Here is a 19,830-nt window from a genome sequence, read left to right as displayed (position 1 = left end):
TTACATTTTTTTGAAGTTTTTTTATTCATTAAAGTCTTTCCATCTATTAGAGTGTAGGAAGATATACTTCCTCTCCTAGTTGACGAGCTAATAAACCAGCTCTTGCCAACTGAAGCAAAGTCTTTGTGAATTCATAAATATGCTCTGTTTCACTTGCAGACAACTCTTTTTGGGAAAACTTTCTTCTTAAAGCTTTGTAATCTCGACCTTCCTCTTGAAAGAAGGGAGCGTCTTGTAAACAGGCTTTTACATTTTCCAAGTTTTCTAAAATACCAAGATGGAAAGCGGCAGAAGCAAAGGTTTTTTCAAAAGGCTGGGTGCAGACGCTCCGAAACTCTACTGTCCCCCGTGTCGTCAAATCTTGATACTGGTAACTTCTGTGATTCCTGAAGTCAGCTTCCCTTGGAGTCAAGTTTACTTTTTCACCTGAAAGGCTGTAAGCTTCGATAGTTTTCTGACTCAAGTATTCATTAGCAGCTATCGGATAGAAATAGTAGGATGTACCTTCACGTTCGGCAGTAAAAAGTGCTGATCTATCAAGATATGCAAAAAATTCATCTTCAGTTTGAAAATCTTTCTGATTAACGCCTGCATTTTCCTGTAAAATGCCATGCATCGATTGCTCCCAGAAAATATCCCGAGCTATTTTTGTATCCCAAGAAGAATCTGAAAACTCTGAATTTGCAAAGAGATATGCCTTAGCAGCTTCAATTTGATTGAAGACATTGATAACAGTTAAATAATTTTCTCTTGAAACATCCAACTGCACTTGACTCCCACAAATAAAAGCACCATATTCCGGATAATTGTGCAGACCTTCCATGTTTTTTCCCATAGCTAAATACTGCATCAACATTTCATATCTTGGATATTTAACTGGACTATTATCATTTTCAGCCCAGAAAGGATGAATACCTTCTCCTTGAATTTCATGGTTTTCTTCGCGAAGAATTGGTTGAATAATGTTCAGATAGTTCTTAAAACGCTCTTCAACTTCTTGAATTCTGCTAGCCTTGGCAAAAGCGAATTCCAAAGTATTGTAAGAGACCTCAAAAAGAATTCTGTCTTCGTTTTTAGTAGATTTCAGTTGGATAGGATTCCCATCTCTATCGAATCGTTCTGCCTCAAAATCATACTCTTCCAACAGACGTTTCAAGAGATTTTTTGCAACATTTGTATCAGTCGCTCCGCACTGGCTATTGACAATAGGAAATTCTAACTCAATGCCAACGTAGACAGTTGGATTTTCTTTAATATTCTTTAAATAGCGTTCTTTTAAAATTTGGATTGAATCAATCATTTCCATTTCCTATAAATTTTTGATAGTGTTAGAGTATTATAACAAAATTTTAGATATTTTCCTAGCTTCATACAAAAACGCCTGCTTACGAAATTGTTTTTGTCTTAAAAGCAATTTCGTAAACAAGCGTCTACCTATTATCAACTATATGATGAGTGTTCCCGCTAGGAAAAAATCCTAGCGGTAGACCAGAGCTAGACTAAGAATAGAAGTTCTATTCCATCATCATAACACTCAACAAAGATTGATGATCTTATACTAATTCGATGATTGCCATTGGCGCAGCATCTCCGCGGCGCGGTTCAGTTTTCAGGATACGAGTATATCCACCGTTGCGCTCTGCATAGCGTGGTGCAATCTCAGAGAACAATTTTTGAAGAGCAGTAGTTGTAGTATACTTTTCTGTTTCTTCATCATAGTTTTCTGATGCGATTTCATTGCGTACAAAAGCTGCTGCTTGACGACGAGCGTGCAAGTCTCCACGTTTGCCCAATGTAATCATTTTTTCAACTGTTTTACGGATTTCTTTAGCACGAGCTTCAGTTGTCACGATTGATTCGTTGATCAGCAAATCAGTAGTCAAATCGCGAAGCATTGCTTTACGTTGTGAGCTAGTGCGTCCTAGTTTACGGTAAGCCATGTATTCCTCCTTTATTTATCGTTTTTTAACCCCAGACCGAGATCAGCAAGTTTAACTTTTACTTCTTCCAGACTCTTGCGTCCCAAGTTACGAACTTTCATCATTTCTGGCTCAGATTTTTCTGTCAAATCAAATACAGTATTGATACCTGCACGTTTCAAACAGTTGTATGAGCGAACTGACAAATCTAATTCTTCGATGGTCCGTTCCAAAATGCGGTCATCAGAAGTCTTTTCTGCTTCCTTCATAACGTCTGCAGCGATAGCTACTTCTGTCAGGTTAGTGAAGAGATTCAAATGTTCCGTAAGGATGCGGGCTGAAAGTCCCAAAGCATCTTCTGGAATAATTGTTCCATTCGTTAAAATTTCAAGGGTTAGTTTGTCAAAACCATCGTTGCTACCAACACGAGCTGGCTCAACCTGGTAATTAACTTTTGTCACTGGCGTATAGATAGAATCCACCGCAAGTGTTCCCACTGGTGCATCATCTTTCTTATTTTCATCTGCAGGCACATAACCACGACCGCTGTTGACAGTCATTGTTGCTTTAAAGCTTGCACCTTCTCCGATTGTAAAGAGATAATGATCAGGGTTTATAATTTCAATGTCACTGTCTGTCAAAATATCTCCGGCAGTTACTTCTGCTGGCCCTTCAACATCCAGTTCAATAATCTTTTCGTCTTGGACGTAAGATTTTACAGCAATCCCTTTGACGTTCAGAATAATTTGCATCACGTCTTCACGGACACCGGAAATCGTATCAAACTCGTGCAAAACACCTTCAATATTAATTGAAGTAACAGCAGCACCTGGAAGTGAAGCCAAAAGCACACGGCGAAGAGAATTTCCCAGTGTTGTACCATAGCCACGCTCAAGCGGCTCTACTACAAACTTGCCATAATCTTTATTTTCATCAATTTTTGTTATATTTGGTTTTTCAAACTCAATCATTTGCTATACTCCCTCTTAAACGAAAAGCAGTGTAACGGTTGGTGATTATACACGGCGACGTTTTGGAGGACGAGCACCATTGTGTGGTACAGGAGTCACATCACGAATAGCTGTTACTTCAAGACCAGCGGCAGCAAGAGCACGAATAGCAGACTCACGACCAGAACCTGGACCTTTTACAGTAACTTCAACTGATTTCAGACCGTGTTCCTGTGCAGATTTAGCAGCTGCTTCAGATGCCATTTGGGCAGCAAATGGTGTGGATTTACGAGAACCTTTAAATCCAAGAGCTCCAGCAGATGACCAAGCAATCGCGTTACCATGCACATCAGTAATCATAACAATAGTGTTATTAAATGTAGCGTGAATATGAGCAATACCGGATTCGATATTTTTCTTCACACGACGTTTACGTGTTGGTTTAGCCAAAACTTTTTACCTCCTTATATTATTTTTTCTTACCTGCAATCGCAACAGCTTTACCTTTACGAGTGCGGGCGTTATTTTTAGTGTTTTGTCCACGGACAGGAAGTCCACGACGGTGACGGATTCCACGGTATGAACCGATTTCCATCAAACGTTTGATGTTCAAGTTTACTTCACGACGAAGGTCACCTTCAACTTTAATCGCATCTACTTCACGACGGATAGCGTCTTCTTGTTCGATTGTAAGATCTTTTACACGAATATCTTCTGAAACTCCAGCAGCTGCCAAGATTTTCTTAGAAGTTGGAAGTCCGATACCGTACACATAAGTCAGCGAAACGACTACACGTTTGTCATTTGGAATGTCAACTCCAGCAATACGAGCCATTTTTTCTCCTTTCTATCTTATCCTTGACGTTGTTTGTGTTTTGGATTTGCTGGGCAAATTACCATAACACGACCATTACGACGAATTACTTTGCAGTATTCGCAAATTGGTTTGACCGATGGTCTTACTTTCATTTTTTCCCTCCAAGTTTTTCGATTATTTAAAGCGGTATGTGATCCGTCCACGTGTCAAATCATAGGGACTCATTTCTACAGTCACACGGTCTCCCGCTAAAATACGAATATAGTTTTTACGAATTTTACCAGAAACTGTTGCTAAAATCTGATGTCCATTTTCAAGTTCAACCGTAAACATTGCATTAGGCATTGTATCAACTACCTTGCCTTCAACCTCAATCACATCGTCTTTTGCCACGCAAAAGTACCTCCATAAATTTCGATTTGATCCCTCTGAGCACAGAGGTAACAATTATAAGTCAGACTAATTCATTGTATCACTACTTGTCAAATATTGCAAGCAGGAAAAACGCTTTTATTTCAAATTTGTCAAGACTTTTTCGATAGCTGAGAAGACATCATTAATATCTTGATTTCCTTGAATATCATGGACCAGACCTTTGCTGCGATAGTGATCAATAATCGGCTGACCCTGAGCGATATTGACATCCAAACGACGTTTAACTGTCTCAGGCTTATCATCTTCACGCTGGTAATAATCCTCTTCCTTGTAGTCTGCTGGTGGATTAAAAACCTTATGGAAGGTTTCACCTGTTTCACGATGGATAATCCGGCCGCTCAAACGCTCCAAGAGACAGTCTGGGTTCACTTCGATATTGATTACACCTTCAAGTTCGATACCAAGTTCAGCCAATGTTTTGTCCAAGGCATGGGCTTGTTCAATCGTACGTGGGTAACCATCCAACAAGAAACCTGTTTCTTTGATGTCGTCCTGTGAAAGGCGTTCTTTAACGATTCCGTTTGTGACTTCATCTGGCACCAACTCGCCCTTGTCAATATAAGACTTGGCTAAAATGCCCATCTCTGTTTGGTTAGCAATCGCCGCACGGAACATATCTCCAGTTGAAATATGTGCAACATTGAAGCGCTCAACGATTTTAGCAGCTTGAGTTCCTTTACCAGCACCTGGTAAGCCCATAATCAAAAGATTCATGATTGGTCTCCTTTTTTGTTTTTAAAGCAATCTATTAAACCGATTAATAAACTCGTTTAAAAACAAAATAGAAGGGGGTGAGTCTACTCTGTCCCCTTTTATTTTGTTTATTTTCGGTTCAAGAAAGGTTATCTGAACAAGCTTCTCATTAGAAAAGCAATTCAAAAGTTCCCTTACTCTGAAGTATTCATAAAGCCGACATACTTTCTCTTCAGCAGGTAGCCTTCTAGCTGTTTCATTCCCTCAATACCAGTTGAGATGATGATCAAGAGACTGGTTCCTCCAAGAGCAACGGCATCTGTCAATCCAAATACATCTTTAGCCAAGATAGGAAGGATAGAAATGAAACCTAGGAAGAGAGAACCCACTGTTGCCAAACGACGCAACAGCTTAGACATGTAGTCTTCTGTTCCTTTACCTGGACGAACACCTGGAATGTAGGCTCCGCTCTTTTGCAGATTTTCTGCTGTCTTCTCTGGATTAATCTGTACAAAAGTATAGAAGAATGTAAAGAGGACAATCAGGAAGGCGTACATGAACATACCACTAATGGTCGTTGTTGCCAAAAGTGACTGAGCTGTCTTAACCCAATCTGCGTCATAGCCCATGGCACTGACAACTTGGAAAATCGCCGCCGGTGCAGCTGTAATGGAGCTGGCAAAGATTACTGGAATAACCCCAGCTGGATTGACTTTCAGTGGCAGATAGGAGCTAGAAGGTGCACCCTTAGCTACTTTCGTATACTGAATTGGAATTTTATATTCAGCCTGCTGTACAAAGGTTGTAAAGTAAATGATAAGCAGGACTGCCACAATCAGAATCCCTACAAAAATGAAGGATGAAGTCAAACGATCACTAGGGATATTGACAAAGTAATCTTCATAGATACCTTTAATCATATCAGGGATAGCTGAAACGATACCAGCAAAGATGATCATGGAAACGCCATTCCCATAACCCTTATCCGTGATTTGCTCGCCCAGCCAGGTCACAATCATAGAACCCGTTGCTAGAAGAACACAAATCAAAGCGTAGGTCTGCACATTAGGATTGGCGACCAGATTAGCTCTTGAGAGAGTATCGAAACCAGCGGTAATCCCAATCGCCTGCACAAAGGCCAAAAATAGGGCAATATAACGAGTCGCTTGATTCAGCTTCCTGCGTCCTACCTCACCTTGCTTACCCCACTCTACAAACTTCGGAAGCAAGTCCATTTGTAGCAGCTGAACAACGATAGATGCTGTGATGTATGGACTGACTCCAAGTGCAAAGACAGAGAAGTTGCGCATGGCATTACCAGAGACCAAGCTCAGCATATTCAAGAATGGCAAATCATTCAAGTTGCTCAAAGCTTTGGCATTAATTCCTGGAACCGTTATGGTTGTACCGATACGGAAAACTAAGATGATAAAAATCGTGAACAGTATCTTAGACCGTACCTGTTTGATTTTAAATGCGTCTTTTAATAGTTTGAAAAACATAGGTCACCTCGCTTAGATGACTTCCACTGAACCACCTTTAGCAGTGATAGCTTCTTCAGCTGATTTAGAGAATTTAGCTGCCTTAACAGTCAATTTCTTTGTCAATTCTCCGTTACCAAGAATCTTGATACCTGATTTTTCAGCTTTTACAATACCTGCTTCGATGAGAACAACTGGTGTTACTTCAGCGCCATCTTCAAAGGCGTTCAGTTGGTCAAGGTTAACAATCGCATATTCTTTGCGGTTGATGTTCAGGAAACCACGTTTTGGAAGACGACGGAACAATGGAGTTTGTCCACCTTCAAAACCAAGGCGAACGCCGCCACCGCTACGAGCTTTTTGACCTTTTTGACCACGGCCAGATGTTTTACCGTTACCAGATGATGTACCACGACCAACACGGTTGCGGACTTTACGAGAACCTGCAGCAGGTTGTAATTCATGAAGTTTCATTATATTATTTCTCCTCTTTTGTAAAATGCTAGCGCTCATATAGGAGAAAAGGTGTCTCCTATATAAACTCGCCTATACATATATTTAGTTTTAGGGGCTGAGAAAATCCCATCCCCTAACGTATTTTAATTTAAAGTTGTTAAACCAGCAAAGCTTATTTAACTTCTTCAACAGTTACCAAGTGTGATACTGCAGTAATCATACCGCGTACTGCTGGATTATCTTCTTTGATAACTGAGCTGTTCAATTTGCCAAGTCCAAGTGCTACAACAGTTTTACGTTGTGACGGGATGCGTCCGATTGGAGACTTAGTCAAAGTAATTTTAATTTGAGCCATGTTATCCCCTTTCTTATGCCAAGTCAGAAACTGAAATACCACGAAGGGCAGCAACTTCTTCAGCGCGTTTTAATTGTTTCAAACCTTCAACAGTTGCGCGAACGATGTTGATTGGAGTGTTAGAGCCAAGAGATTTAGACGTAACATCTGCTACACCTGCCAACTCGATGACGGCACGAACCGCACCACCAGCAGCAACTCCAGAACCCTCAACAGCTGGCTTAAGCAATACTTTAGCTCCGCCAAATTCTGAAAGAACTTCGTGAGGAATTGTTGTGCCAACCATTGGTACTTCAATCAAATTCTTCTTCGCATCTTCAACTGCTTTGCGGATTGCTTCTGGTACTTCTTGAGCTTTACCAGTACCGAAGCCAACACGACCATTGCGGTCACCAACAACTACAAGAGCTGCAAAGCGAAGACGGCGTCCACCTTTAACAACTTTTGTAACACGGTTGATGGCAACTAAACGTTCTTCAAGTTCAACTGCGTTGTCTTTAAATGCCATTTTCTAGTGTCCTCCTCTTAGAATTTCAATCCGTTTTCACGAGCTGCATCAGCCAAAGCTTTTACACGTCCGTGATAGAGATATCCACCGCGGTCGAAGACGACTTCAGAAATACCTTTAGCAACTGCACGTTCAGCAACGAGCTTACCAACAACAACGGCTTGTTCTGTTTTAGTTCCTTTTGAAACTTCTTTGTCAAGAGTTGAAGCGCTTGCGAGCGTTACACCCGCTACGTCATCAATCACTTGAGCGTAGATGCCTGTATTAGAACGGAATACGTTCAAACGTGGGCGATCAGCAGTTCCAGAGAGTTTTCCGCGAACGCGACGGTGGCGTTTTTGGCGGATTTTATTTTTATCTGGTTTCGTAATCACAATTTTCACCTCTTAATTTTAATCTTGTGCTTATGCACAACCTTGGAAAACAGCTTGCTTGGCTGAAAAAATCAGCCAGACAAGATTATTTACCAGTTTTACCTTCTTTACGGCGAACGAATTCACCAACGTAGCGGATACCTTTACCTTTGTATGGCTCTGGAGCACGCAGGCTACGTACGTAAGCTGCAGTTTGTCCAACTACTTCTTTTGAAATTCCGCTGATAACGATAGTCGTTGGGTTTGGAAGTTCAAAAGTGATGCCTTCTGGTGCTTCTACTTCGTCTGGATGAGATTTACCAACTGAAAGTACAAGCTTTTTGCCTTGAAGTTGAGCACGGTAACCAACCCCACGCATTTCAAGTTCTTTCTTGAATCCTTCTGATACACCAACAACCATGTTGTTCAAAAGGGCACGAGTAGTTCCGTGGATTGTTTTCATTTCTTTTGAATCGTTTGGACGGTGAAGAGTTACTTCAGTTCCTTCCACACGGATTTCAATATCTTTTGAGAACTCACGAGTCAGTTCTCCTTTAGGTCCTTTTACAGTTACAACGTTGTCTTTGTTGCTGATTTCAACACCAGCAGGCAACACGATAACTTTATTACCAATACGTGACATGTATATATTCTCCTGTTAGATTGTCAGGTCGCAAGCGACCAGTTTTCACGGGGGTTAAATCGATTTCTCAATTTAAAGGGAAATTTAGGTCTCAATTTCAAAGTGAATCAAGGCATCGTCTTGCGGGCATAACTCTGGGTTAGGCAAGGGACGATAACGAAGAGTCACACAGAAATTGGGAGCTAAATATTACCAAACGTAAGCGATAACTTCTCCACCAACATTCTTTTGGCGTGCTTCTTTGTCAGTCAGCAAACCTTCAGATGTTGAAAGGATAGCAATTCCAAGTCCGTTCAGAACTTTTGGAAGATCTTCGCGCTTCTTGTAAACACGCAGACCTGGTTTTGAAATACGTTTCAAACCAGTGATAACTTTTTCACCATTTTGTCCGTATTTAAGGAATACACGGATGATGCCTTGTTTGTCATCTTCAATGATTTCAACGTTTTTTACAAAACCTTCACGCTTCAGGATTTCAGCAATCCCTTTTTTGATGTTTGATGCAGGTACTTCAAGTACTTCGTGTTTTGCTTGGTTAGCGTTACGAATACGAGTTAGGAAGTCTGCGATTGGGTCAGTCATAACCATTTTATTTTTCTCCTCTTACTAGTAGTTTGCAAGTTGCACTTGCTAGTTAATGATTGAGCTGGGCTCAGATAGTATTGACACATTCAAACAAGATAATCCCATTTGAACACGAGCTACAACCTGGGCAAAAAAGATAGATTTGTCTTGGAGCACCGCTCCTGCACCAAATCTCGTATTTTTGCTAGGGTTGTTACACTCTTTGTATCACGATATTACCAAGATGCTTTTGTTACACCAGGGATTTGACCTTTATATGCCAATTCACGGAAGCAAACACGGCAAAGTTTAAACTTGCGGTAAACTGAGTGTGGACGTCCACAACGTTCACAGCGAGTGTATGCTTGAGTAGAGAACTTCGCTGGGCGTTTGTTCTTAGCAATCATAGATTTTTTAGCCATTAGTTATACCTCCTATATTATTTTGCAAAAGGCATTCCAAGGCCTGTAAGCAATGCACGTGACTCTTCGTCAGTGTTAGCAGTAGTAACGATAACGATGTCAAGACCACGAGTTTTGTCAACGTCATCAAAGTTGATTTCTGGGAAAATCAATTGCTCTTTCACACCAAGTGTGTAGTTTCCGCGTCCGTCAAATGATTTTGTTGGAACACCGTGGAAGTCACGTACACGTGGAAGTGATACTGAAACCAATTTATCCAAGAATTCGTACATACGTTCACCACGAAGGGTAACTTTTGCACCGATCGCAACACCTTCACGAAGACGGAAGCCGGCGATAGATTTTTTAGCTTTAGTGATAAGTGGTTTTTGACCTGAGATAAGCGCCAATTCTTCAGCAGCTTTTTCAAGGCTTTTAGCGTTTGATACTGCTTCACCAACACCCATGTTCAAAACGATCTTATCCACTTTAGGAACAGCCATCACTGATGAGTAGTTAAATTGTTCTGTCAAAGCAGGAACTACTTCATTAAGATATTTTTCTTTTAAACGATTTGCCATTATACTTCTCCTTTCCTTCGTGATTAATCAAGCACTTCGCCTGATTTTTTGTTGTAGCGAACTTTTTTACCGTCTACAAATTTGTAACCAACACGACCAGCTACTCCATTTTTGTCCAAAACTTGAACGTTTGATACGTGGATAGCTGCTTCCTTCTCGATGATACCACCTTGAGGAAGTTCATTAGTTGGACGTTGGTGTTTCTTAACGATGTTAACACCTTCAACGATAACTTTGTTTACTTTTGGAAGGGCAGTAAGGACAACAGCTTCTGTTCCCTTATCTTTACCAGCGATTACGCGAACTTTGTCGCCTTTTTTTACAAACATTTTTTTCTCCTTTTATTCTTACGCCCAATGGGCACCCTGGCTAAGCCAGGGGACTGTGTTTGTTTTTATTGATTAAAGTACTTCTGGAGCAAGTGACACGATCTTCATGAAGCCACCTTCACGCAATTCACGTGCAACTGGGCCAAAGATACGTGTTCCGCGAGGAGTTTTGTCGTCACGGATGATAACTGCTGCGTTTTCGTCAAATTTGATGTATGAACCATCAGCACGACGAGCACCTGATTTAGTACGAACGATAACTGCTTTAACAACGTCACCTTTTTTAACCGCACCACCAGGAGTAGCTTGTTTTACAGATGCCACAATAACATCACCGATGTTTGCAAATTTACGTCCTGAACCACCAAGAACTTTGATAGTCAAGATTTCGCGAGCACCGCTGTTGTCTGCGACTTTCAAACGAGTTTCTGTTTGAATCATTTCAGTTTTCTCCTTTCAGGTTTGATTAGATGATGACCGCTTCTTCAACAACTTCTACAAGACGGAAACGTTTTGTAGCTGAAAGCGGGCGAGTTTCCATGATACGTACGATATCGCCTTCTTTGGCAACATTGTTTTCATCATGTGCTTTGTATTTTTTAGAGTAGTTAATACGTTTACCATAGACTGGGTGGTTACGTTTTGTTTCAACTACAACTGTGATTGTCTTGTCCATTTTGTCAGATACAACACGTCCAACAAGAACTTTACGATTATTGCGTTCCATTGAAATTTCTCCTTCCCTAGTCTATTATTTCGCTTCAGATTGAACTGTTTTGATACGAGCGATTTGTTTTTTAACTTCTTTCAAGCGAGCTGTTTGTTCTAATTGACCAGTAGCAGCTTGGAAACGAAGTTCGAACAATTCTTTTTTCAATTCGTTTTCGCGCTTCGCGAGTTCTTCTTGAGAAAGACCACGAAGTTCTTTAACAAATTCTTTTACTTCATTAAGTTTCATGCCTTCTCCTTATTCTGCTTCACGTTTTACGAATTTACATTTAACTGGCAATTTGTGGCTTGCAAGACGAAGCGCTTCGCGAGCAACTTCTTCAGATACACCAGCAACTTCAAACATTACTTTACCACGTTTAACTGGTGCTACCCAACCTTCAGGTGCCCCTTTACCAGATCCCATACGAACCCCGATAGCTTTAGCTGTGTAAGATTTGTGTGGGAAGATTTTAATCCAAACTTTACCACCACGTTTCATGTAACGAGTCATGGCGATACGAGCAGCTTCGATTTGGCGGTTAGTGATCCAGTGGCTAGTTGTAGCTTGAAGACCGTATTCACCGAATGCTACTTCTTTCCCACCTTTAGCTTCACCGCGCATTTTACCACGGAATTCACGACGGTGTTTAACACGTTTAGGTACTAACATTGGTTATTTACCTCCTTTAGTGTTTTTACGAGCTGGAAGAACTTCACCACGGTAGATCCATACTTTAACACCAAGTTTACCGTATGTAGTGTCTGCTTCTTCCCAAGCGTAATCGATATCTGCACGAAGTGTGTGAAGTGGAACAGTCCCTTCAGAGTATCCTTCAGCACGGGCGATATCTGCACCGTTCAAACGACCTGATACTTGAGTTTTAATTCCTTTAGCTCCAGCACGCATTGCACGTTGGATTGCTTGTTTTTGTGCACGACGGAAAGCAACACGTTGCTCCAATTGACGAGCAATACCTTCACCAACAAGGTGAGCATCCAAATCAGGTTGTTTGATTTCGATGATGTTGATGTGTACTTGTTTACCAGTCAATTTGTTAAGTTTTGCACGGAGTGCATCAACGTTAGCACCACCTTTACCGATAACCATACCTGGTTTAGCAGTGTGAAGTGAAACGTTAACTTTGTTTACTGCGCGTTCAATTTCAATAGTTGAAACTGCTGCGTCAGCAAGTTCTTTTTGAACGAATTTACGGATTGCAAGATCTTCATGAAGGTAATCCGCGTATTCTTTTTCAGCATACCATTTGGCATCCCAATCACGGATGATGCCGACACGCATACCAATTGGATGTACTTTTTGACCCACGATTTTACCTCCTTATTTTTCTGCAACAGCTACAGTGATGTGAGCTGTACGTTTGTTGATTGGTGAAGCTGAACCTTTTGCACGTGGACGGAAACGTTTCATAGTTGGTCCTTCGTTTGCGAATGCTTCAGATACTACCAAGTTAGCTTTATCCAAACCAAAGTTGTTTTCAGCGTTAGCTACAGCTGAGTTCAAAACTTTCAAGATGATTTCAGCAGCTTTGTTTGGAGTGAATGTCAAAATTGCGATTGCATCGGCTACGCTTTTACCACGGATGTTGTCAAGAACAAGACGTGATTTACGAGGTGAAACACGTACTGTGCGAGCCATTGCTTTAGCTGAAGTAATTTCTGCCATTTATGTTCTCCTTATTTTCTACGTGTCTTCTTGTCGTCTGCGGCGTGACCTTTGTAAGTACGAGTTGGTGCGAATTCACCAAGCTTGTGACCTACCATGTCTTCTTGGATGTAAACAGGTACGTGTTTACGTCCATCATAAACTGCGATAGTGTAACCAATGAAACTTGGGAAGATCGTTGAACGACGTGACCAAGTTTTGATAACTTTTTTCTTTTCGTCGTTAGCTTGAGCTTCAACTTTTTTCATCAAATGCTCATCGACGAAAGGTCCTTTTTTAAGACTGCGTCCCATTTTTATATTTTCTCCTTTAAATATAGTACCACAGCGGCTTGCGCTCTCAACGAGCGCTACCGAGCTGGCGGATTATCTAGCGCTTAAGCGACTAGTTTTAAGTTATTTCTCGTTGCGACGACGAACGATAAGTTTGTCAGATTTCGCTTTCTTGTTACGAGTTTTAAGACCAAGAGCAGGTTTGCCCCATGGAGTTGATGGTGCTTTACGACCAACTGGTGCTTTACCTTCACCACCACCGTGTGGGTGATCGTTAGGGTTCATTACAGAACCACGAACTGTTGGGCGGATACCTTTCCAACGGCTACGTCCTGCTTTACCAAGGTTTACAAGTCCATGTTGTTCGTTTCCGACAACACCAACTGTTGCACGACAAGTTCCAAGAATCATACGAACTTCACCTGATTGAAGACGAACAAGAACGTATTTACCTTCTTGACCCAATACTTGAGCAGAAGCTCCAGCAGCACGTACCAATTCTCCACCACGACCTGGTTTCAATTCGATGTTGTGGATCAAAGTACCAACTGGGATGTTAGCAAGTGGAAGAGCGTTTCCGACTTTGATATCTGCTTCTGGACCTGAAACGATACGTTGACCTACTTCAAGACCTTTTGGAGCAATGATGTATGCTTTCACACCATCAGTGTAGTGTACAAGAGCGATGTTTGCAGAACGGTTTGGATCGTACTCGATAGTTTTAACAACCGCTTCAACGTTGTCTTTGTTACGTTTAAAGTCAACCAAACGGTAGAAACGTTTGTGTCCACCACCTTGGTGACGAACTGTGATACGACCGTTGTTGTTACGACCAGCCTTGCTCTTCAATGCAACAAGCAATGATTTTTCAGGAGTGCTTGTTGTGATTTCAGCGAAATCCAAAGAAGTCATATTACGGCGACCGTTTGTTGTTGGTTTATAAACACGAATTCCCACGATATTTCCTCCTTAGATTATTCAGCTTCAGCTGCAAACAACTCGATTGCTTTTGAATCAGCTGTAAGAGTGATGATAGCTTTTTTAGTTTTGTTAGTAAAACCAGTGTAACGTCCAACACGTTTAGCTTTAGGTTTTACGTTGATTGTGTTAACATTTGCAACTTTAACACCTTCGAAAGCAGCTTCAACAGCTTGCTTGATCAAAAGTTTGTGTGCACGAGTGTCAACTTCAAATACATATTTCCCTGCTTCAAGTTGAGCCATTGAGCTTTCAGTGATAACAGGTTTTTTGATAACATCATACAAATTCATTATGCAAGAACCTCCTCGATTTTAGAGATAGCTGCTTGAGTAACAAGAAGTTTGTCACTATTTGCGATGTCAAGAACACTTGCAGTTGTAGCAGTCGCAACTTTCACGTTTGGAAGGTTACGAGCTGAGAGAGCTGCGAATTCGTTTCCTTCTTCAAGAATAACAAGGACTTTAGAATCGATGCTCAAAGCTGCAAGAACTTTTGCAAATTCAGCAGTTTTTGGAGCTGTAAATTCAAGAGAATCAACGGCTACAAATTTGTTTTCAGCAACTTTTTCTGAGTAAACAGATTTAAGCGCAAGGCGACGAACTTTTTGAGGAAGTTTGTACGCATAGCTACGTGGAGTTGGTCCGAAGACGATTCCACCACCACGCCATTGTGGAGAGCGGATAGAACCTTGACGAGCACGTCCAGTTCCTTTTTGACGCCATGGTTTGCGTCCGCCACCTGAAACAGCTGAGCGGTTTTTAACTGCGTGAGTTCCTTGACGAAGGCTAGCACGTTGGCTGATGATCACATCAAACACAACAGATTGGTTTGGTTCGATACCAAAGATTGCATCGTTAAGAACAACTTCGCCCGCTTGTTTACCAGTTTGGTCGAATAATGTTACATTTGCCATTTTGACTGTATTCCCCTTTCCTTATTATTTACCAGCTTTAACTGCTGACTTGATAGTGATAAGAGATTTCTTAGCACCTGGTACGTTACCTTTGATAAGGATAACGTTCTTTTCTGGAACAACTTGTACAACTTCAAGGTTTTGAATTGTTACACGGTCACCACCCATACGTCCTGCAAGGTTTTTACCTTTGAATACGCGGTTAGGTGCAACAGGTCCCATAGAACCTGGACGACGGTGGTAACGAGAACCGTGAGCCATAGGTCCACGTGATTGTCCGTGGCGTTTGATAACACCTTGGAAACCTTTACCTTTTGAAGTTCCTGTTACATCAACAACATCACCAGCTTCGAATGTATCGACAGTGATTTCTGCTCCTACTTCCAAGCCTTCAATGTTTTTGAATTCACGAATGAAGCGCTTAGGAGCTGTGTTAGCTTTCGCTACATGGCCTTTGGCAGGTTTGTTGCTCAATACGTCACGAAGGTCATCAAAACCAACTTGAACTGCGTTGTAACCATCTGTTTCAACTGTTTTAACTTGAAGAACAACGTTTGGAGCTGCTTCAACAACAGTTACAGGGATTAATTCGCCAGCTTCAGTGAAGATTTGAGTCATTCCCACTTTTTTCCCTAAGATTCCTTTTGTCATGAGAAAATGTTTCCTTTTCTATAATTTTTTTCAAAAAGTTTTTAACGAGCGTTTTTCATGCTCTGGTTTAGATCAAGCTTTAGATTAAAGTTTAATCTCTACGTTCACACCACTTGGAAGATCCAATTTCATCAAAGCGTCAACTGTTTTTTGAGTTGGGTTGATGATATCAATCAAGCGTTTGTGAGTACGCATTTCAAATTGTTCGCGAGAGTCTTTGTATTTGTGAGTCGCACGAATGATTGTGTAGAGGCTGCGCTCAGTTGGAAGTGGGATTGGACCCGCAACTTCAGCACCAGTACGAGTAGCAGTTTCTACGATTTTTGCAGCCGCTGTATCAAGTGTACGATGTTCGTAAGCTTTCAAACGGATGCGGATTTTTTTGTTTGCCATCTTTTTCTCCTTTTCGTCTATTTAAGATAATAGGCTAGCTCCACAAGAAAACCGACAGGGGATTGCGTGGCAATGCAACCGAGCGTGTCGCAACCTCTTGCATCAAAGCTACACGCTGTATTTTTACAGCACCATAGTATCTTAACACAAAGAACCAGTCATTGCAAGGGATTTGAGTAATTTTTTAAAGATTTTTAGGATAATTTTTTATGAAAGTGTTTTCTAAACAATTTATAAGTCTTGTAAGTCATTATCTAGAAGAAAATTTAGACTTTTCCACCTATTTATTCGAGTTTGTATTCAGAAAATACAAAATCTCACTGACATGAGCATCAGTGAGATCAAAAATGAAAATTTACTCTTGGCTACTTTGTCTTATAACAAGGTGCTGTCCTTTTCGATACGAAAGCTGTTTCCTGACTGGCAGATGACAAGGTCTGCAGCCGCTAGATAGGGCTGATAGAAGTGCCTATATTGCTCTCGTCGAGCCAGATGTGTCTGCTTTATCCACTCTGACATGCGCTCTCGCACAGCCACGTCCCGAGCCAAGCGGCGCTCTAACTCAGTCTGATCATCCGTGTAAAAACAAATCGACAAATCAAATAAACTTTCAGGCAAAAAGGCAGCCGACATGCCTTCTACTATTAAAACCGGCTTTCGGGCCGATAAACGCAAGCTAGGCGACCAAGCTGTGCCAATGGTCAGAATATCCAGACCAGACTGCAAGGCACAAATATCTCGCTCCAGACTGCTTAGTTCATGAACAGCTGGGAGACAGGCTGTTACTTTTTGATGAGGAAAATCTTTGGAACTGAGCAAATCTCGATACCCTCCAGCAATTACGTAAGGATCTGTTGCTAGCAGATTGGCTCGTTCCTCACCCAAGGTTAGCTGGAGTTTTCGAGCAAAAGTTGACTTGCCTGAAGCACCATGACCATATATACGTATAGTATGTTTTGGGTCGTCTGACAGATACGCTGTCAATCTTTTCAGCAATTTCTCTTCATCAGACATAGCTTCCCCTTTCAAATGGAGCTTCTTAGAAATTTCGGCTGGATTTATTGTAGCCGTAGCGCTCAATAAAGTCTTCACGGAATTCCAGCAGGTTGTCATCCATGATAGCTTGGCGAACCTTCTTCATAAGGTTTACCAAGAAGTAGAGGTTGTGATAGCTGGTCAGGCGGATGCCAAAGGTTTCGTCCGCTTTGAGCAAGTGGCGGATATAAGCCCGCGTGTAGTTGCTGCAAGTGTAGCAGTCACAGTCATGGTCCAGCGGCGTGAAATCTTCCTCAAACTGAGCATTTTTAACCACCAGACGTCCTTCGCTGGTCATACAGGTGCCGTTTCGGGCAATGCGAGTCGGCAGGACGCAGTCAAACATATCCACACCACGGATAACCCCATCAATCAAGCTGTCTGGCGCTCCCACTCCCATGAGATAGCGGGGCTTGCTTTCAGGCAGCATAGGCGTTGTGAAGTCCAGAACTGCATTCATCTCTTCGTGAGACTCTCCGACAGCCAAGCCGCCAATCGAATAGCCTGGGAAATCCATGCTGACCAAGTCTTGAGCAGACTGGCGGCGTAAATCTTCAAACCCAGCACCCTGAACAATCCCAAAGAGACCTTGGTCGTGCGGACGGCTGTGGGCCTTGAGGCCACGCTCTGCCCAACGGCTAGTCCGCTCAATGGACTTCTTAACATAGTCATAAGGTTGGTAGAACTGCGGACACTCGTCAAAGGACATCATGATGTCACTGCCTAGATTGTTCTGGATGGAGATGGCCTTTTCTGGCGACAGGAACATTTTGGAACCATTGAGGTGATTCTTGAAAGTTACTCCTTCTTCTGTGATATTGCGGCTGTCAGCTAGAGAATAAACCTGAAAACCGCCGCTATCCGTCAGAATAGGCTGGTCCCAGTTCATAAACTTATGCAGGCCACCTGCACGGGCAATCAGCTCATCGCCTGGCCGCAACCAGAGGTGATAAGTATTGGACAAGATGATACCTGAACCCATTTGCTTGAGCTCTTCAGGTGACTGGGTCTTAACCGTCGCCTGGGTCCCAACCGGCATAAACATAGGCGTCGGAAAAGTCCCGTGAGGCGTGATAATCTCTCCCAAACGAGCACCTGTGTGCTTTTCTTTTTTAATCAAACGATACTGAATCGGTGATGTTGACATGTTTCCTCCTGCTGGGAAAAACAGTCCCAGCGATTTTTCGTCTATATAATGAGCAGCAAGGGCTCACAAGATACCGTATGATTTTACCAAAAAAACTTCTATCTGTCACGGGGTATGATATAATGTAACAGACAAATCCAAATGGAGGAATTATGAATCTAAGTAACATTAGAGCTCAGGCTCGTACCGTCCGCAGTCAAACGAGGGGGATTTTTCTTTTGTTTGCGGCCCCTACTCTTGCCGGTATCTTAAACATCTTACTTTCCCTTATTGGGAATTTAAGAGACTCCGTTTCCGACCTGACCTTCAGCCAGTTCATATATTTTCTGATTAGCCGGACTCTTTTTCCGACGACCATTCAGTTTATCACGTCTCTCCTGCTGCTTTCTGCCAGCTACACCATGATAACCGTCATCCGTAAGAAAAAGAATGAGGTCCGCTTTTCAGATATTGGGCATCTGTTTACGAGCAAGAACTTCACACCTGTTTTCAAAACCGTTTTGCTCAAGCAGCTCTTGCTTTTCCTTTGGAATCTTCCTATATTTTGCGGGAGTCTTCTGTCCGTCTTCAATGCTTATAAGATTCTCAACATTTCGGAAAAAATTCCTGCCCATACAGTGGTGACAGCTCAAAGCGAGGCAGGACAGCAGATTCTTCAATACACCCCTGGTATGTTACTGGGAAGCCTCTTGATATTGGTTGGTCTAGGCATCACCGTTCCTCAGTACTACGCATATTCTCAAGCAAAGCTCATCCTCTACGACCAGCTTGAAACTGATATCTACCAGGGAGCTTTCTCTGCTATCCGTCAAAGTCGGAAACTAATGAAGGGCTATAAAGGAAAGCTATTTCTGCTGGACCTGAGCTTCATCGGCTGGAATTTATTGGCCAAAATGACTTATGGTATACTCAATATTATGGTTCTCCCTTATACTGCGACTGCTTACATTCTCTTCTACGAAGAGTTGAAAAAAGAAAAAGCTATTCTAAACGAAAACAACCCACAGGCATAGAACTCCTTGTCCTAAGCTTGTGAGTTGTTTTTTTATTTACTATTATAGTCTGTTCTTTCAAGGGCAGAGCAGATTTTATCATAGGCTGCCTCTAGTGAATCCTCATCTGTGAAGAAGGATTCCTCTTCCCAGCCTAAGAAGTCTCGGTCATTCCACCAGCGCTTCATGTCGGCTGGAGTAAATTCTTCTTGTTTAACTCTGGTCTGATGGCGGCGGACTGTTTCTTCAAAGGATAGGTCATAGTAGTAAGCAAAGACCTGCGGAGCGAAGAGTTTTTTCAACCGCTCTAGCATCTGTCCGTAAATGTCTGTCTCATAAAATCCTTCTACCAGAACCAACAAATCATGTTCGTAACCGAATCGTGCCAATGTTTCCGTCAGGTCAATAGACAAATTTCCCAGCTCAACTTTTTCCTTGAGCATATCCCGTCTAACCGTATCCTGCGCTATCAGGAGAGTCCCTTGGCCATAGTGAGTCTGCAGTTTCCTGGCTAGGCTAGACTTGCCAGAGCCCGAGTTGCCACGAATGATGACTAACTTAGCCAT

Annotated in this window: 34 protein-coding genes; 1 reads left to right on the top strand and 33 read right to left on the bottom strand. The window is 42.0% G+C overall.

The window, feature by feature from the left end; genetic code table 11:
* Positions 1 to 46: 46 nt before the first annotated feature.
* The 32 genes from HMPREF9389_RS07820 to tgt all read right to left on the bottom strand — a co-directional run bounded on the left by HMPREF9389_RS07820 (position 47) and on the right by tgt (position 18,272).
* Positions 47 to 1,306 carry a glutamate-cysteine ligase family protein gene (locus HMPREF9389_RS07820; RefSeq protein WP_002928811.1) on the bottom strand — a complete coding sequence of 420 codons (1,260 nt, stop codon included), beginning with the start codon at positions 1,304 to 1,306 and terminating at the stop codon, positions 47 to 49.
* Positions 1,307 to 1,553: 247 nt separating this feature from the next.
* Positions 1,554 to 1,940 (bottom strand): 50S ribosomal protein L17, encoded by a 387-nt coding sequence (gene rplQ / locus HMPREF9389_RS07825; RefSeq protein ID WP_002928810.1) that lies wholly within the window; start codon positions 1,938 to 1,940, stop codon positions 1,554 to 1,556.
* An 11-nt stretch (positions 1,941 to 1,951) separates the two neighbouring features.
* Positions 1,952 to 2,890, bottom strand: coding sequence for a DNA-directed RNA polymerase subunit alpha (locus tag HMPREF9389_RS07830; protein ID WP_002894519.1), 939 nt, complete (start codon positions 2,888 to 2,890; stop codon positions 1,952 to 1,954).
* A gap of 45 nt (positions 2,891 to 2,935) precedes the next feature.
* Positions 2,936 to 3,319 carry a 30S ribosomal protein S11 gene (rpsK, locus tag HMPREF9389_RS07835; protein ID WP_001118385.1) on the bottom strand — a complete coding sequence of 128 codons (384 nt, stop codon included), beginning with the start codon at positions 3,317 to 3,319 and terminating at the stop codon, positions 2,936 to 2,938.
* A 19-nt stretch (positions 3,320 to 3,338) separates the two neighbouring features.
* Positions 3,339 to 3,704: a 30S ribosomal protein S13 gene (gene rpsM, locus HMPREF9389_RS07840; RefSeq protein ID WP_002894516.1), complete on the bottom strand. Its 366-nt coding sequence runs from the start codon at positions 3,702 to 3,704 to the stop codon at positions 3,339 to 3,341.
* A gap of 17 nt (positions 3,705 to 3,721) precedes the next feature.
* On the bottom strand, positions 3,722 to 3,838 hold the full coding sequence (gene rpmJ, locus HMPREF9389_RS11605; protein WP_001808836.1) for a 50S ribosomal protein L36: 117 nt from the start codon (positions 3,836 to 3,838) through the stop codon (positions 3,722 to 3,724).
* A gap of 22 nt (positions 3,839 to 3,860) precedes the next feature.
* The gene (gene infA / locus HMPREF9389_RS07845) at positions 3,861 to 4,079 is read right to left on the bottom strand and encodes a translation initiation factor IF-1 (RefSeq protein WP_001029883.1); all 219 of its coding nucleotides are present in this window, start codon (positions 4,077 to 4,079) and stop codon (positions 3,861 to 3,863) included.
* Positions 4,080 to 4,196: 117 nt separating this feature from the next.
* Complete coding sequence (locus tag HMPREF9389_RS07850) at positions 4,197 to 4,835, bottom strand: adenylate kinase (RefSeq protein ID WP_002928809.1); 639 nt, start codon at positions 4,833 to 4,835, stop codon at positions 4,197 to 4,199.
* 173 nt (positions 4,836 to 5,008) lie between these two features.
* The gene (secY, locus tag HMPREF9389_RS07855) at positions 5,009 to 6,316 is read right to left on the bottom strand and encodes a preprotein translocase subunit SecY (protein ID WP_002928804.1); all 1,308 of its coding nucleotides are present in this window, start codon (positions 6,314 to 6,316) and stop codon (positions 5,009 to 5,011) included.
* A 12-nt stretch (positions 6,317 to 6,328) separates the two neighbouring features.
* On the bottom strand, positions 6,329 to 6,769 hold the full coding sequence (rplO, locus tag HMPREF9389_RS07860; protein WP_002901833.1) for a 50S ribosomal protein L15: 441 nt from the start codon (positions 6,767 to 6,769) through the stop codon (positions 6,329 to 6,331).
* A 154-nt stretch (positions 6,770 to 6,923) separates the two neighbouring features.
* Complete coding sequence (gene rpmD / locus HMPREF9389_RS07865; RefSeq protein WP_002894509.1) at positions 6,924 to 7,106, bottom strand: 50S ribosomal protein L30; 183 nt, start codon at positions 7,104 to 7,106, stop codon at positions 6,924 to 6,926.
* A 13-nt stretch (positions 7,107 to 7,119) separates the two neighbouring features.
* The gene (rpsE, locus tag HMPREF9389_RS07870) at positions 7,120 to 7,614 is read right to left on the bottom strand and encodes a 30S ribosomal protein S5 (RefSeq protein ID WP_002894506.1); all 495 of its coding nucleotides are present in this window, start codon (positions 7,612 to 7,614) and stop codon (positions 7,120 to 7,122) included.
* 17 nt (positions 7,615 to 7,631) lie between these two features.
* Positions 7,632 to 7,988: a 50S ribosomal protein L18 gene (rplR, locus tag HMPREF9389_RS07875; protein WP_009659213.1), complete on the bottom strand. Its 357-nt coding sequence runs from the start codon at positions 7,986 to 7,988 to the stop codon at positions 7,632 to 7,634.
* A gap of 85 nt (positions 7,989 to 8,073) precedes the next feature.
* Positions 8,074 to 8,610, bottom strand: a complete 537-nt coding sequence (rplF, locus tag HMPREF9389_RS07880; RefSeq protein ID WP_002928801.1) for a 50S ribosomal protein L6 — start codon at positions 8,608 to 8,610, stop codon at positions 8,074 to 8,076.
* Between the two features lie 189 nt (positions 8,611 to 8,799).
* Positions 8,800 to 9,198: a 30S ribosomal protein S8 gene (gene rpsH, locus HMPREF9389_RS07885; RefSeq protein WP_002928800.1), complete on the bottom strand. Its 399-nt coding sequence runs from the start codon at positions 9,196 to 9,198 to the stop codon at positions 8,800 to 8,802.
* Between the two features lie 212 nt (positions 9,199 to 9,410).
* On the bottom strand, positions 9,411 to 9,596 hold the full coding sequence (locus tag HMPREF9389_RS11600) for a type Z 30S ribosomal protein S14 (RefSeq protein ID WP_001085699.1): 186 nt from the start codon (positions 9,594 to 9,596) through the stop codon (positions 9,411 to 9,413).
* Positions 9,597 to 9,613: 17 nt separating this feature from the next.
* Positions 9,614 to 10,156, bottom strand: a complete 543-nt coding sequence (gene rplE / locus HMPREF9389_RS07890) for a 50S ribosomal protein L5 (RefSeq protein ID WP_000013542.1) — start codon at positions 10,154 to 10,156, stop codon at positions 9,614 to 9,616.
* A gap of 23 nt (positions 10,157 to 10,179) precedes the next feature.
* Complete coding sequence (gene rplX, locus HMPREF9389_RS07895) at positions 10,180 to 10,485, bottom strand: 50S ribosomal protein L24 (protein WP_000497691.1); 306 nt, start codon at positions 10,483 to 10,485, stop codon at positions 10,180 to 10,182.
* 72 nt (positions 10,486 to 10,557) lie between these two features.
* On the bottom strand, positions 10,558 to 10,926 hold the full coding sequence (rplN, locus tag HMPREF9389_RS07900; protein ID WP_002928796.1) for a 50S ribosomal protein L14: 369 nt from the start codon (positions 10,924 to 10,926) through the stop codon (positions 10,558 to 10,560).
* Positions 10,927 to 10,951: 25 nt separating this feature from the next.
* Positions 10,952 to 11,212 carry a 30S ribosomal protein S17 gene (rpsQ, locus tag HMPREF9389_RS07905; protein WP_000440801.1) on the bottom strand — a complete coding sequence of 87 codons (261 nt, stop codon included), beginning with the start codon at positions 11,210 to 11,212 and terminating at the stop codon, positions 10,952 to 10,954.
* A gap of 24 nt (positions 11,213 to 11,236) precedes the next feature.
* Positions 11,237 to 11,443 (bottom strand): 50S ribosomal protein L29, encoded by a 207-nt coding sequence (gene rpmC, locus HMPREF9389_RS07910; protein WP_000772918.1) that lies wholly within the window; start codon positions 11,441 to 11,443, stop codon positions 11,237 to 11,239.
* A 9-nt stretch (positions 11,444 to 11,452) separates the two neighbouring features.
* The gene (gene rplP / locus HMPREF9389_RS07915; protein WP_002928793.1) at positions 11,453 to 11,866 is read right to left on the bottom strand and encodes a 50S ribosomal protein L16; all 414 of its coding nucleotides are present in this window, start codon (positions 11,864 to 11,866) and stop codon (positions 11,453 to 11,455) included.
* 3 nt (positions 11,867 to 11,869) lie between these two features.
* Complete coding sequence (gene rpsC / locus HMPREF9389_RS07920) at positions 11,870 to 12,523, bottom strand: 30S ribosomal protein S3 (RefSeq protein ID WP_000529936.1); 654 nt, start codon at positions 12,521 to 12,523, stop codon at positions 11,870 to 11,872.
* 12 nt (positions 12,524 to 12,535) lie between these two features.
* Positions 12,536 to 12,880 (bottom strand): 50S ribosomal protein L22, encoded by a 345-nt coding sequence (gene rplV, locus HMPREF9389_RS07925; RefSeq protein WP_000818137.1) that lies wholly within the window; start codon positions 12,878 to 12,880, stop codon positions 12,536 to 12,538.
* Positions 12,881 to 12,891: 11 nt separating this feature from the next.
* Positions 12,892 to 13,173, bottom strand: coding sequence for a 30S ribosomal protein S19 (rpsS, locus tag HMPREF9389_RS07930; RefSeq protein ID WP_000533766.1), 282 nt, complete (start codon positions 13,171 to 13,173; stop codon positions 12,892 to 12,894).
* Positions 13,174 to 13,275: 102 nt separating this feature from the next.
* Positions 13,276 to 14,109, bottom strand: a complete 834-nt coding sequence (gene rplB, locus HMPREF9389_RS07935) for a 50S ribosomal protein L2 (protein WP_000512910.1) — start codon at positions 14,107 to 14,109, stop codon at positions 13,276 to 13,278.
* A gap of 17 nt (positions 14,110 to 14,126) precedes the next feature.
* A complete protein-coding gene (locus HMPREF9389_RS07940) occupies positions 14,127 to 14,423 on the bottom strand; it encodes a 50S ribosomal protein L23 (RefSeq protein ID WP_001055347.1) in 297 nt (98 codons plus the stop codon).
* Positions 14,423 to 15,046 carry a 50S ribosomal protein L4 gene (rplD, locus tag HMPREF9389_RS07945; RefSeq protein WP_000024549.1) on the bottom strand — a complete coding sequence of 208 codons (624 nt, stop codon included), beginning with the start codon at positions 15,044 to 15,046 and terminating at the stop codon, positions 14,423 to 14,425. Before rplD ends, HMPREF9389_RS07940 begins: the two co-directional genes overlap by 1 nt.
* A gap of 24 nt (positions 15,047 to 15,070) precedes the next feature.
* Complete coding sequence (gene rplC / locus HMPREF9389_RS07950; RefSeq protein WP_002928788.1) at positions 15,071 to 15,697, bottom strand: 50S ribosomal protein L3; 627 nt, start codon at positions 15,695 to 15,697, stop codon at positions 15,071 to 15,073.
* An 84-nt stretch (positions 15,698 to 15,781) separates the two neighbouring features.
* Positions 15,782 to 16,090: a 30S ribosomal protein S10 gene (gene rpsJ, locus HMPREF9389_RS07955; RefSeq protein ID WP_002894478.1), complete on the bottom strand. Its 309-nt coding sequence runs from the start codon at positions 16,088 to 16,090 to the stop codon at positions 15,782 to 15,784.
* 375 nt (positions 16,091 to 16,465) lie between these two features.
* Positions 16,466 to 17,104, bottom strand: a complete 639-nt coding sequence (locus HMPREF9389_RS07960; RefSeq protein ID WP_002928784.1) for a uridine kinase family protein — start codon at positions 17,102 to 17,104, stop codon at positions 16,466 to 16,468.
* A gap of 25 nt (positions 17,105 to 17,129) precedes the next feature.
* On the bottom strand, positions 17,130 to 18,272 hold the full coding sequence (gene tgt / locus HMPREF9389_RS07965; RefSeq protein WP_002928781.1) for a tRNA guanosine(34) transglycosylase Tgt: 1,143 nt from the start codon (positions 18,270 to 18,272) through the stop codon (positions 17,130 to 17,132).
* A 152-nt stretch (positions 18,273 to 18,424) separates the two neighbouring features.
* Between tgt and HMPREF9389_RS07970 the strand changes: the two genes are divergently transcribed.
* On the top strand, positions 18,425 to 19,285 hold the full coding sequence (locus tag HMPREF9389_RS07970) for a DUF975 family protein (protein WP_002928769.1): 861 nt from the start codon (positions 18,425 to 18,427) through the stop codon (positions 19,283 to 19,285).
* A gap of 32 nt (positions 19,286 to 19,317) precedes the next feature.
* Here the strand turns inward: HMPREF9389_RS07970 and HMPREF9389_RS07975 are convergent, their stop codons facing one another.
* The gene (locus HMPREF9389_RS07975) at positions 19,318 to 19,830 is read right to left on the bottom strand and encodes a kinase (protein WP_002905778.1); all 513 of its coding nucleotides are present in this window, start codon (positions 19,828 to 19,830) and stop codon (positions 19,318 to 19,320) included.

It is taken from the genome of Streptococcus sanguinis SK355 (assembly GCF_000212855.1).
Classification (GTDB): domain Bacteria; phylum Bacillota; class Bacilli; order Lactobacillales; family Streptococcaceae; genus Streptococcus; species Streptococcus sanguinis_A.
The sequence above is the reverse complement of the archived record's forward strand: the minus strand, read 5'-3'. Positions and strand labels throughout refer to the sequence as shown.

Bases quoted from the DNA above. Each gene is read 5' to 3' on its own strand.
- HMPREF9389_RS07820 (WP_002928811.1), bottom strand. From the start codon at position 1,306: ATGGAAATGATTGATTCAATCCAAATTTTAAAAGAACGCTATTTAAAG.
- rplQ (WP_002928810.1), bottom strand. From the start codon at position 1,940: ATGGCTTACCGTAAACTAGGACGCACTAGCTCACAACGTAAAGCAATG.
- HMPREF9389_RS07830 (WP_002894519.1), bottom strand. From the start codon at position 2,890: ATGATTGAGTTTGAAAAACCAAATATAACAAAAATTGATGAAAATAAA.
- rpsM (WP_002894516.1), bottom strand. From the start codon at position 3,704: ATGGCTCGTATTGCTGGAGTTGACATTCCAAATGACAAACGTGTAGTC.
- rpmJ (WP_001808836.1), bottom strand. From the start codon at position 3,838: ATGAAAGTAAGACCATCGGTCAAACCAATTTGCGAATACTGCAAAGTA.
- HMPREF9389_RS07850 (WP_002928809.1), bottom strand. From the start codon at position 4,835: ATGAATCTTTTGATTATGGGCTTACCAGGTGCTGGTAAAGGAACTCAA.
- secY (WP_002928804.1), bottom strand. From the start codon at position 6,316: ATGTTTTTCAAACTATTAAAAGACGCATTTAAAATCAAACAGGTACGG.
- rplO (WP_002901833.1), bottom strand. From the start codon at position 6,769: ATGAAACTTCATGAATTACAACCTGCTGCAGGTTCTCGTAAAGTCCGC.
- rpmD (WP_002894509.1), bottom strand. From the start codon at position 7,106: ATGGCTCAAATTAAAATTACTTTGACTAAGTCTCCAATCGGACGCATC.
- rpsE (WP_002894506.1), bottom strand. From the start codon at position 7,614: ATGGCATTTAAAGACAACGCAGTTGAACTTGAAGAACGTTTAGTTGCC.
- rplF (WP_002928801.1), bottom strand. From the start codon at position 8,610: ATGTCACGTATTGGTAATAAAGTTATCGTGTTGCCTGCTGGTGTTGAA.
- rpsH (WP_002928800.1), bottom strand. From the start codon at position 9,198: ATGGTTATGACTGACCCAATCGCAGACTTCCTAACTCGTATTCGTAAC.
- HMPREF9389_RS11600 (WP_001085699.1), bottom strand. From the start codon at position 9,596: ATGGCTAAAAAATCTATGATTGCTAAGAACAAACGCCCAGCGAAGTTC.
- rplE (WP_000013542.1), bottom strand. From the start codon at position 10,156: ATGGCAAATCGTTTAAAAGAAAAATATCTTAATGAAGTAGTTCCTGCT.
- rplX (WP_000497691.1), bottom strand. From the start codon at position 10,485: ATGTTTGTAAAAAAAGGCGACAAAGTTCGCGTAATCGCTGGTAAAGAT.
- rplN (WP_002928796.1), bottom strand. From the start codon at position 10,926: ATGATTCAAACAGAAACTCGTTTGAAAGTCGCAGACAACAGCGGTGCT.
- rpsQ (WP_000440801.1), bottom strand. From the start codon at position 11,212: ATGGAACGCAATAATCGTAAAGTTCTTGTTGGACGTGTTGTATCTGAC.
- rpmC (WP_000772918.1), bottom strand. From the start codon at position 11,443: ATGAAACTTAATGAAGTAAAAGAATTTGTTAAAGAACTTCGTGGTCTT.
- rplP (WP_002928793.1), bottom strand. From the start codon at position 11,866: ATGTTAGTACCTAAACGTGTTAAACACCGTCGTGAATTCCGTGGTAAA.
- rplV (WP_000818137.1), bottom strand. From the start codon at position 12,880: ATGGCAGAAATTACTTCAGCTAAAGCAATGGCTCGCACAGTACGTGTT.
- rpsS (WP_000533766.1), bottom strand. From the start codon at position 13,173: ATGGGACGCAGTCTTAAAAAAGGACCTTTCGTCGATGAGCATTTGATG.
- HMPREF9389_RS07940 (WP_001055347.1), bottom strand. From the start codon at position 14,423: ATGAATTTGTATGATGTTATCAAAAAACCTGTTATCACTGAAAGCTCA.
- rplD (WP_000024549.1), bottom strand. From the start codon at position 15,046: ATGGCAAATGTAACATTATTCGACCAAACTGGTAAACAAGCGGGCGAA.
- rplC (WP_002928788.1), bottom strand. From the start codon at position 15,697: ATGACAAAAGGAATCTTAGGGAAAAAAGTGGGAATGACTCAAATCTTC.
- rpsJ (WP_002894478.1), bottom strand. From the start codon at position 16,090: ATGGCAAACAAAAAAATCCGCATCCGTTTGAAAGCTTACGAACATCGT.
- HMPREF9389_RS07960 (WP_002928784.1), bottom strand. From the start codon at position 17,104: ATGTCTGATGAAGAGAAATTGCTGAAAAGATTGACAGCGTATCTGTCA.
- tgt (WP_002928781.1), bottom strand. From the start codon at position 18,272: ATGTCAACATCACCGATTCAGTATCGTTTGATTAAAAAAGAAAAGCAC.
- HMPREF9389_RS07970 (WP_002928769.1), top strand. From the start codon at position 18,425: ATGAATCTAAGTAACATTAGAGCTCAGGCTCGTACCGTCCGCAGTCAA.
- HMPREF9389_RS07975 (WP_002905778.1), bottom strand. From the start codon at position 19,830: ATGGCTAAGTTAGTCATCATTCGTGGCAACTCGGGCTCTGGCAAGTCT.